Here is a 460-nt window from a genome sequence, read left to right on the forward strand (position 1 = left end):
CGCTCGAGCGCATTCTCGACGAGGAGCGTACCGTCCGCATCATGTTTCTCCATCCGTCACATCTCTCCGGAGAGAACCAGCAGATCCAACGTGACACCGTCGACCACATTCACACGACGTATCCGAGCGTCGAAACGCGATTCAGCGAGAACCCGCTCCCGTGGCGGGGCACGATCACCGATCCGAGCATGGAGTACGACGAGGGCGCCGCGATCATGCTCGTCGAAGAGAAGGACATTCCACTCCACAAACGACAGGCCGCGGTGACCGAAAACGGCTCCTTCGTCGCCGGTCTCGAACGGTATTTCGAGTTGATCTGGACGTACGAAAGCACGCAGGAGTACTCGACAGACGACCGCTGACGCCCCCGGAGAGCGCTACCGGGTCCGCCCGCGCCGGCTACTGCGAGTCGGTGAGCCGGCCTCGAATGGAGTCGTCGACGGTGTGTGTGGGTTCCCAG

The 460-nt window shown here is 62.2% G+C and carries 1 pseudogene; it reads left to right on the forward strand.

The window, feature by feature from the left end:
- Window positions 1–362 (forward strand): annotated as a pseudogene (locus DVK07_RS21570) (TrmB family transcriptional regulator); the annotation flags it as partial.
- Between the last annotated feature and the right edge of the window lie 98 nt (window positions 363–460).

The sequence above is a fragment of the Halorubrum sp. Atlit-26R genome, from assembly GCF_003666015.1.
GTDB lineage: Archaea > Halobacteriota > Halobacteria > Halobacteriales > Haloferacaceae > Halorubrum.